Annotated in this window: 10 protein-coding genes and 3 tRNA genes; all 13 read left to right on the forward strand. The window is 65.1% G+C overall.

Annotated features, from left to right (window positions below):
• Positions 1-219: 219 nt before the first annotated feature.
• Entirely contained in the window at positions 220-333 is a 114-nt protein-coding gene (rpmJ, locus tag VM054_06725; GenBank protein HUT98754.1) for a 50S ribosomal protein L36, read from the forward strand.
• A 9-nt stretch (positions 334-342) separates the two neighbouring features.
• Positions 343-714 (forward strand): 30S ribosomal protein S13, encoded by a 372-nt coding sequence (rpsM, locus tag VM054_06730; protein ID HUT98755.1) that lies wholly within the window; start codon positions 343-345, stop codon positions 712-714.
• A 54-nt stretch (positions 715-768) separates the two neighbouring features.
• On the forward strand, positions 769-1,158 hold the full coding sequence (gene rpsK / locus VM054_06735) for a 30S ribosomal protein S11 (GenBank protein ID HUT98756.1): 390 nt from the start codon (positions 769-771) through the stop codon (positions 1,156-1,158).
• A gap of 9 nt (positions 1,159-1,167) precedes the next feature.
• Positions 1,168-1,794 carry a 30S ribosomal protein S4 gene (rpsD, locus tag VM054_06740; protein ID HUT98757.1) on the forward strand — a complete coding sequence of 209 codons (627 nt, stop codon included), beginning with the start codon at positions 1,168-1,170 and terminating at the stop codon, positions 1,792-1,794.
• A gap of 88 nt (positions 1,795-1,882) precedes the next feature.
• On the forward strand, positions 1,883-2,869 hold the full coding sequence (locus VM054_06745; GenBank protein ID HUT98758.1) for a DNA-directed RNA polymerase subunit alpha: 987 nt from the start codon (positions 1,883-1,885) through the stop codon (positions 2,867-2,869).
• Between the two features lie 10 nt (positions 2,870-2,879).
• Positions 2,880-3,290 carry a 50S ribosomal protein L17 gene (gene rplQ / locus VM054_06750; GenBank protein HUT98759.1) on the forward strand — a complete coding sequence of 137 codons (411 nt, stop codon included), beginning with the start codon at positions 2,880-2,882 and terminating at the stop codon, positions 3,288-3,290.
• A gap of 401 nt (positions 3,291-3,691) precedes the next feature.
• A tRNA-Ser gene (locus VM054_06755) sits at positions 3,692-3,778 on the forward strand.
• Between the two features lie 267 nt (positions 3,779-4,045).
• Positions 4,046-4,138, forward strand: a tRNA-Ser gene (locus VM054_06760).
• 261 nt (positions 4,139-4,399) lie between these two features.
• Positions 4,400-4,476, forward strand: a tRNA-Arg gene (locus VM054_06765).
• A 113-nt stretch (positions 4,477-4,589) separates the two neighbouring features.
• The gene (locus tag VM054_06770) at positions 4,590-6,134 is read left to right on the forward strand and encodes a hypothetical protein (GenBank protein HUT98760.1); all 1,545 of its coding nucleotides are present in this window, start codon (positions 4,590-4,592) and stop codon (positions 6,132-6,134) included.
• A 99-nt stretch (positions 6,135-6,233) separates the two neighbouring features.
• On the forward strand, positions 6,234-7,268 hold the full coding sequence (locus VM054_06775) for a rod shape-determining protein (protein ID HUT98761.1): 1,035 nt from the start codon (positions 6,234-6,236) through the stop codon (positions 7,266-7,268).
• Entirely contained in the window at positions 7,265-8,014 is a 750-nt protein-coding gene (mreC, locus tag VM054_06780; GenBank protein HUT98762.1) for a rod shape-determining protein MreC, read from the forward strand. Before VM054_06775 ends, mreC begins: the two co-directional genes overlap by 4 nt.
• A partial coding sequence (locus VM054_06785; protein HUT98763.1) for a hypothetical protein occupies positions 8,011-8,480 on the forward strand: 470 nt, incomplete at its 3' end. The genes mreC and VM054_06785, both read left to right, overlap by 4 nt.

Here is an 8,480-nt window from a genome sequence, read left to right on the forward strand (position 1 = left end):
GTCGGGGGGCCGGTGTACGAAAGAGGATGAGTCGGGGGGCCGGTGTACGAAAGAGGATGAGTCGGGGGCCGGTGTAGGAAAGAGGATGAGCCGGGGGGCCGGTGTAGGAAAGATGAGCCGGTCGGGGGGCCGGTGTAGGAAAGATGAGTCGGTCGGGGGGCCGGATAGAATTCGTCGTATTTTTCATCGAATAAAAACAACTAGAGAGTGTAAATCGTCATGAAGGTCCGCAGCTCAGTAAAGCCCATGTGCGACAAGTGCCGGGTCATCAAGCGCCGGGGCGTCGTCCGCGTCATCTGCAAGAACCCCCGCCACAAGCAGCGTCAGGGTTAAAGGAGAACGATGGCACGCATCGCCGGAATAGACCTGCCCCGCAACAAGCGCATCGTCATCAGCCTGACGTATATCTTCGGCATCGGGAACACCACCGCCCGGACCATATGCGATAAGGCCGGCCTGGACGTGGACACCCACACCAAGGACCTCACCGACGACGAGATAAACAACATCCGCAAGGTCATCGAAGAGGGGTATCGGGTAGAGGGGACGCTGCGGGCCGAGGTTGCCATGAACATCAAGCGCCTCATGGCGATCAACTCCTACCGCGGCATGCGCCACAAGAGGGGCCTGCCCGTCCGCGGTCAGCGCACCAAGACCAACGCCCGGACACGCAAAGGCCCGCGCCGCACCGTGGGCGCCAAGAGCAAGAAGTAAAAACGCATCGGCGATCCGCCCGCCCGGTCGGCGGATCCCCTTGAAAGGCCGTTCATGCAGCGCCAGCGCCGCCGCAGGTCCATAAAGTTCGACGAGGGCACCCCGGAGGGGTACATCTGTATCCGCTCCTCCTTCAACAACACCATCGTCAGCGTCACCACCCTCGACGGCCGGGTCATCGGCTGGGGCAGCGCGGGCAGCGCGGGCTTCAAGGGCTCGAAGAAGTCCACCCCCTTCGCCGCCCAGCTCACCGCCGAGAATTGCGCCAAGAAGGCGCTCGACGCCGGAATGCGCAAGGTCGAGATTCACATCAAGGGCCCGGGCTCCGGCCGCGAATCCGCCATCCGAGCGCTATCCGCCGCCGGTCTCGGCGTCACCGCCGTCATTGACATGACCAGCATTCCGCACAACGGCTGCCGCCCGAAGAAGCGGCGCCGGGTGTAGGGGGGCGTCTTGGCCAGGTATACAGGACCGCGTTGCAAGCTGTGCCGCCGGGAGGGAGTCAAGCTCTTCCTCAAGGGGCAGCGATGCTATTCCAATAAGTGCGCCGTCGAGCGCCGTCCGACACCCCCGGGTATGCACGGACGCGGTAGACGCCGCCGCCCGACCCCCTACGGTACGCAGCTCCGCGAGAAGCAGCGCATCCGCCGCTCCTACGGAATGCTCGAGAGGCAGTTCTTCAACTTCTACACCAAAGCCGAGCGGGCCAAGGGCATCACCGGCCACACCCTTTTAATCATGCTCGACACCCGGCTCGACAGCGTGCTCCAGCGGGCCGGGTTCGTCGCCACACGCGCCCAGGCCAGACAGTACATCCGCCACGGGCACACGGCCGTTAACGGGCACAAGGTGGACATCCCCAGCTACAGGGTAAAGGCCGAGGACACCGTCTCCATCCGCGAGACCTCCAGCGTCGTCCCGCAGGTCAAGTTCCGCCTCGAGCGCCTCCAGCCTCAGCCCGTGGACTGGCTCACGGTGGACCAGGCCAAGCTCGAGGTAAAGGTGACACGGCTGCCCAACCGCGAGGACATCACCCTGCCCTTCAACGAGCAGTTCGTGGTCGAGCTCTACTCGCGTTAACGCCCGGTCCGAGACTTGGGATACCGGCGGGGGGGTTATTCGCCGACCCGCCTAGATTTAAAAACCCCTCCACGGGGCTCTAGCAAACATGATCATCGGCAAGGTCCTGGATACCGACATCAAGGTGCTGATCGAGGAGGACAAGGCCCATCGCAACCGGGCCGTGTTCACCATTCAGCCTCTGGCCTCGGGGTTCGGCACCACGGTGGGCAACGCCCTGCGGCGGGTTCTGTTGTCCAGCCTCACCGGCTACGCCCCCGTCGCGGTGCGCGTCGAAAACGCCAATCACGAGTACGACACCCTGCCCGGCGTGATCGAGGACGTCTCCGACATCCTCCTCAACCTGCGCCAACTGGTGTTCAGCGCGGAGAGGAGCGACGAGGAGGTCCACGCGGTGAGCCTGGCCGCCAAGGGGCCCGGCGAGGTGACCGGCGCCGATCTCGTTCTGCCACCCGAGATCAAGGTTCTCAACCCCGACTCCTACATCGCCGGCCTGGACTCCGACGGCAAGCTGGAGATGGACATCGTGCTGATACGCGGGCGCGGCTACCTCACCTCCCACGAGGTGGAGCTGCCCCCCGAGCACGACTACGTCGGCATGATTCCCATAGACGCCGTCTTCACGCCCGTCGTCAAGGTCAACTTCAACGTCGAGGAGACCCGCGTCGGACAGATGACCAACTTCGATAAAATGGTCCTCGAGGTGGTGACCGACGGTTCCGTCAGTCCGCGCAGCGCCGTGGAGACCGCGGCGGCGATTCTCATCAACTTCTTCTCCGTCATCAGCTCGGCCGACGCGCGCCGGACGCCCCAGGAGGAGCGGGAGGACGAGGAGAGGCACCGGATACGGGAGCTCCTGGCCCGCCCGGTATCCGAGCTCGACCTCTCCGTGCGCTCGGCGAACTGCCTCCGCGCCGCCGACCTGCACACACTCGGCGACCTGGTGGTCAAACCCGAGTCCGAGATGCTCAAGTACCGCAATTTCGGCAAGAAATCCCTGGCCGAGATCGAGGCCTTCCTCACCGAGTACGGCCTGCACCTCGGGATGGACCTGAAAGAGCTGTTGGGCGATTAGGGGTTCCCTCATGCGGCACAAGAAAGAGGGCTTTCAGCTCAACCGACCCACCGCCCACCGGCGGGCGCTGCTGCGCAACCTTTGCCGGTCCCTCGTCCGCCACGAGCGGATCGAGACGACCCACACCAAGGCCAAGGCGCTCAAGGCGTTCGCCGACAGCCTGTTCGCCAAGGCGCGCTCATCGGACACGGCGGCGCAGCGGGCCGTTTTCGCCGAGCTGGGGGACAAGAAGGTCGTCAAAAAGTTCTTCGAGGTGGTGCTTCCGCGCTACGACGAGCGCACGGGCGGCTTCGTCCGCATCATCCCCCGGGGATACCGCAAGGGCGACGGGGCGCCGGTCAGCTACGTCGAGCTCTGCGAGATGGGCGAGGACTTCGCCAAGCCGCGCGTCATCAAGCTCAAGAAGAAGATCACCAAGTAGGGGAGCCAGCCGCGTCAACGTGGACCCCCTCGGTGAGGGGGTTTTTAAATGCCCGTCTGCGGCGATGAGTGTTGAATTGAAATAGATTCTCCCCGCGACTGCGCCCCCTAATATCGGGGGGACAGGGGTGTAGGGCGGTCCCGTGGGACGAGTCCCCTGCGGGCCGCAGCGATGGGGGCGGAGGTTATTAAAGGGGTATCACACCCCGCACGCGGCGGTGATTGCCGAATTGAAATATAATTCTCCCCGCGAGCTTGCCCCTCAAGATGGGGGGGTTGGGGGGAAGGGCTTGGAAATAAAAACACGCCCCGCACGCGGCGGTGACCATCGAATTGTAATAAACTCCCCCCGCGAGGTTGCCCCCTCAAGATTGAGGGGGTTGGGGGAGTTGAGGGGGTTGAGGAGGGCTAGTCCTAATTGGTAAGGCAGCGGACTTGAAATCCGCCGGGCTTCGGCCCATACAGGTTCGAATCCTGTGCCCTCCGCCAGCAGCGTAGCGCGCTGCACCGCGGTTCCGCGACGGCACGTTCACACGTTCGATGGTTCGGCGCCGCGAGCGGTGCCCTTGAATAATTTTGGAATGCCTTTTAGCGCAGCACGCTGCACCGCGGTTCCGCGACGACTCGTTTGTAAATTCGGTAGGTAAGCGCCGCGGGCGGTGCGATTGTCGGCGACCCGCTGACACGCAACGGCTCACTCTGCTATAATTCCGACGCGCGAGACAACTGCTTTTCCCGGCCTCGGGAAAGTGTCGCGGAGAGGTGACCGAGAGGCCGAAGGTGATCGCCTGCTAAGCGATTGAGTGCTTAATGGGCGCTCCGCGGGTTCGAATCCCGCCCTCTCCGCCAGCGCAGCGCGCTGGACCGCGGTCCCGCAACCAGGCTTGCCGACTTACCGAGTAACTGCTAATACGTCCCGCACGCGGCGGTGAGCGTTTAATTGAGATAGATTCCCCCGCGAAACTGCCCCCCCAGGATGGGGGGGTTGGGGGGAAGGTCTCGAACTTAGAAAAGGCTCCGCACGCGGCGGTGACTGTTGAATTGAGATAAACTCCCCCCGCGAAACTGCCCCCCCAAGATGGGGGGGATGGGGGGGTTGAGGGGGTTGAGGCGCCCGTAGCTCAGATGGATAGAGCGCCGGACTACGAATCCGTAGGCCGCAGGTTCGAATCCTGCCGGGCGCGCCAGAATCGAGCCAGCCGCCACCGGGCGGCTGGTTTTTCACGCCTTCCGGCTGCCCTTTATGGCTTTATCTGGTAAGATATGGCTTTCTCGTTCCGGCCCGATGACGGAGGCACTCATGTTACCCGAGGAGAGGAGGGATAGAGCCCATCGGCTTGCCGGTTTGCTGGTCGTCCTCCTCCTCGTCCTCTTCGGTCTGGTCAGGGTCGTCTTCTTTCCCTCCGACACCTTGTTGCGGTACACAAACGACGACACCTTCTACTACCTGGGCATGGCACGCAATCTGGTGGCGGGGAACGGGCTGAGCTTCGACGGTATGCACCAGACCAACGGCTTTCACCCGCTGTGGTTGGGTATCTGTAGTCTGCCTTACCTCCTCGGTGCCGGCACTTTCGCCGGGTGGCGGATAGTGATGGCCCTGACGGTCCTCGTCTGGGGCGCGGGTCTTCTGTTAGCGCGGAGCGTGCTCAGGCGGAGGTTCGGCGAGCGCGGGACCCTGCCGCCCTTGATTCTCCTCGCGTGGCCCCTGGTTTTCAGTACCTGCGCCTGCGGCATGGAAGTGACGCTGACGTTCACGCTGGTGTTCACCGCGCTGGAAGTGGCGGACCGGTACGGTGTTTTCAAGCTGGAGGGAAGCCGGCGCGCCGAGCTGGGGATCGGGGCTTTGCTGGCGTTGATCTTCCTCTCGCGGCTGGATTCCTTCTTCCTCCACGTCGCGGCGTTCTGCTACCTCCTGGCCGCCTACCGCCGCGCGGGGCCGGGTCACGGAAAGGGCTGGCGCGATCTCGCGGGTCGGTTTCTACGGCTTTTCGGCCCGAGCGTCCTAGCCCTGGTGGGTTTCCTGGCGTGGAATCAACTGACCTTCGGCCACCTGGTGCCGATCTCCGGGGCGTTGAAGGGCTCCTTCCCCGTACCGAGCTTGATGTTGTACCAGGTGGTGAACTACCGGGAAATGGGCCTGTTGGCGTTGTCGGCGCTAGTCTGGGTGGCGGTGAAGCGGCGTGAGTTGGATGCCGGAGTTGGAATCGTCGCCTGGGGGTTTTTCGGCCAGCTCGCGTACATGCTGCTCTTCCAGAAGTGGGCGTTTTTCGCCTACTATATGGTCGCGCTCGGGCTTCCCGTTTCGATTCTCGCCGTCGGCCACCTGAGCGGCCGGACGCTTCGGGGGCGGATCAAATTGCGGAGGGCTCTCATCGTCGCCGTGACGGTGGTCGTGCTGGCGGGGCAGGTCGTTTCCTTGGTCCGGGCCAAATTCGGTTTCCAATCTTACTCGTATCAGGCGGCGCTCTGGGCCGCGGGGAATACCGACGAGGACGCCGTGTTCGCCATGACGGACTGCGGCGTGTTCGGCTACTTCTCCGAGCGCTCGTGCATCAACCTGGACGGACTGGTCAACGACTACCGCTACCAGCGGGAGCTGTCCGCGGGGCGGCTGACGGAGTATCTGGAGGCCGAGGGCGTGGATTACATCGTCTTCCACGACTTGCGCTTCTCTCCGGAGGGCGACTACGAGGCTTACGTGCTTAACATCCCGGGGCGGCTGTACGGGGGCATGAGCGCGTACACCCTCCAGCCGGAAGACATCGTTTTTCGCAGTGAGCCTTATCGGTGGAATTACGACACGGACCTGTTGACCGTGGGCATCTGGAAGACAGACTGGTGATGTCCCGGCCGGGTCGGGTTTGACCTTTTCCGGCGCGGGGGTCTTTAGTATCATCGGGGGGTCACCGATCGGATAATTTTTCCAGCGGGAGCCGGCGACTTGTTCAGACCCTACATCAGTTTCTTCAGCCGCGACCTGGCCATAGACCTCGGGACGGCCAACACCCTGGTTTACCTGAAGGACCGGGGGGTCGTGATTGACGAGCCCACGGTGGTCGCCTTGCGCCGGGACACCGGCGTGGTGATGGCGGTGGGCCTCGAGGCCAAGATAATGCTCGGCCGGACCCCCGAAGCGATTCACGCCCTGCGCCCGATGAGCGACGGCGTCATCGCCGACTTCGAGGTCACCGAGCGGATGCTGAAGTATTTCATCATGAAGAGCCACGGTCGGCGTTTCTTCGTCCATCCGCGCGTTCTGGTCTGCGTGCCCTCCGGGATAACGGAGGTGGAGAAGCGCGCGGTTCGCGACTCGGCTACGCACGCCGGGGCGCGCGAGGTGCTCATGGTCTACGAGCCCATGGCCGCGGCGGTGGGCGCGGGACTGCCCGTCCACGAGCCGGTGGGCAACGTGATAATAGACATCGGCGGCGGCACCACCGAGGTGGCCGTCATCTCCCTCTCCGGCATCGTCACCAACACCAGCATCCGCATCGGCGGCGACGAGATGGACGTGGCCATAGACAAGTACCTGCGCAAGACGTACAACCTGCTGGTCGGTGAGCAGACCGCCGAGCAGATCAAGCTGCAGATAGGCAGCGCGTTCCCCCTGGAGAAGAAGGAGACGATGGACATCCGGGGCCGGGACATCGTCGAGGGGGTTCCCCGCACGCTGTCGGTGACCTCCACCGAGATCCGGGAGGCGCTCGCCGAGCCGGTGAGCGCCATCCTGCGCGCCGTGCACCAGACTCTGGAGCAGACCCCCCCCGAGCTGGCGGCCGACATCGTGGACCGCGGCATCTACATGACCGGCGGCGGCTCCATGCTGCGCGGCCTGAACGATCTGTTGCACCGGGAGACCGACCTCACCATCCACCTGGTGGACAACCCGCTCACGACCGTGGTGGCCGGGGCGGGAAAGGTGCTGGAAAACCCGGACGAGTTCCACAAGGTGATCCTGAGCGAGAATCGGCGATGACCGGAGAGAAGCGGTTGTTGGCCTACCTCGTGGTGCCGGTGGTCCTGGCGGGCGCGGTCGCCGTCTGGGCCGACCTCACCGGTTTCGAGCCGCTCACCCGTCTGCGGGGTGAGCTGGCCGGGGCGAGGGCGGAGCTGGCCCTCCTGGGCGGGCGCTGGTCCCGTTTCTTCTCCGGGGAGGAGGCGCGCCTGGAGGAGGCTTCCCGCGAGGCCGAGTTCGCGCTCTCGGAGCTCACCTCGAGGGAGGATCGGGAGGAGAACCGCCGCCTGCGCGCCGAGCTGGGGCTGCGTCTGCGGAGCCCGTGGCGGCTCCTCACCGTCGAGCTGACCCTAACGATACCGCCCACCCTGGCCGCCGGCGAGGACCGCGGCGTCGCCCCCGGCCAGGCCGTTCTGGTGGACGGCTGGCTGGCCGGGGTGGTGGGCCGGGTGGTCGGGGATACGGCCGAACTGGTGCCGCTGGGCGATCCCCGGCTGAGGCTGGGGGTGCGCCTGGAGAGGACCCGGCGCACGGGGGTGCTGGTTTCCCGCGAGGGCGGGCTCTGGATAGATTACCTGTCGGCGGACGTGCTCCCCGAGGACGACGAGCTGGTGGTGACCAGCGGTCTGGGCGCGCTGCCCCCGGGCGTTCCCGTGGGGCGCGTGTCCGAGGTCGGCTGGGAGCCCGGCGCGCTGGAGCTGACCTGTCGGATCGAACCGGCGGCGGAGGTCGCGGGGGCCGGATTCGCCCACATAATCCTGCGATGATTTACCTCGTCGTACCGGCGGCGCTGGTGCTCGATAGGCTGGGGTTCGGCTTCTTCGGCGGTTGGGAGCTGTTCCGCCCCGACCTGGTCCTCGCGGCCGTGGTCTACATCTCCCTGGCGGGGAAGAAGCCGGTGCCGGCGGTGGCGGTCTCCTGGCTGGCCGGTTTTCTGGTGGACCTCTCCGGGTGGGGCCTGTTGGGAGCCAATGCGGTGGCGCTGGCCGGCGTGTCGCTCCTGGTCTTCGCCCTGCGGGGGCTGGTTTACCGGCGCAGCCACCTGGTGCGGCTGTTCACGGTGGTGGGCGTCGGGTTCCTCAAGGGCGGTCTGGTTTGGCTTTTGGCCGCACTCTCTTCCACGCCGGGACCCGTCGGCGGCTGGGAGGTCCTCAGCCAGGTTGCGGCCACCGCCGCCCTCGGACTGCCCCTCTTCCTCCTCTTCGACCGCTGGTTCGAGCCGTCCTACGAGGC

The sequence above is a fragment of the bacterium genome, assembly GCA_035528375.1.
GTDB lineage: Bacteria > RBG-13-66-14 > RBG-13-66-14 > RBG-13-66-14 > RBG-13-66-14 > RBG-13-66-14.

Coding starts and splice junctions, on each gene's coding strand:
- rpmJ (HUT98754.1), top strand. CDS start 220: ATGAAGGTCCGCAGCTCAGTAAAGCCCATGTGCGACAAGTGCCGGGTC.
- rplQ (HUT98759.1), top strand. CDS start 2,880: ATGCGGCACAAGAAAGAGGGCTTTCAGCTCAACCGACCCACCGCCCAC.
- VM054_06745 (HUT98758.1), top strand. CDS start 1,883: ATGATCATCGGCAAGGTCCTGGATACCGACATCAAGGTGCTGATCGAG.
- VM054_06770 (HUT98760.1), top strand. CDS start 4,590: ATGTTACCCGAGGAGAGGAGGGATAGAGCCCATCGGCTTGCCGGTTTG.
- rpsM (HUT98755.1), top strand. CDS start 343: ATGGCACGCATCGCCGGAATAGACCTGCCCCGCAACAAGCGCATCGTC.
- mreC (HUT98762.1), top strand. CDS start 7,265: ATGACCGGAGAGAAGCGGTTGTTGGCCTACCTCGTGGTGCCGGTGGTC.
- rpsK (HUT98756.1), top strand. CDS start 769: ATGCAGCGCCAGCGCCGCCGCAGGTCCATAAAGTTCGACGAGGGCACC.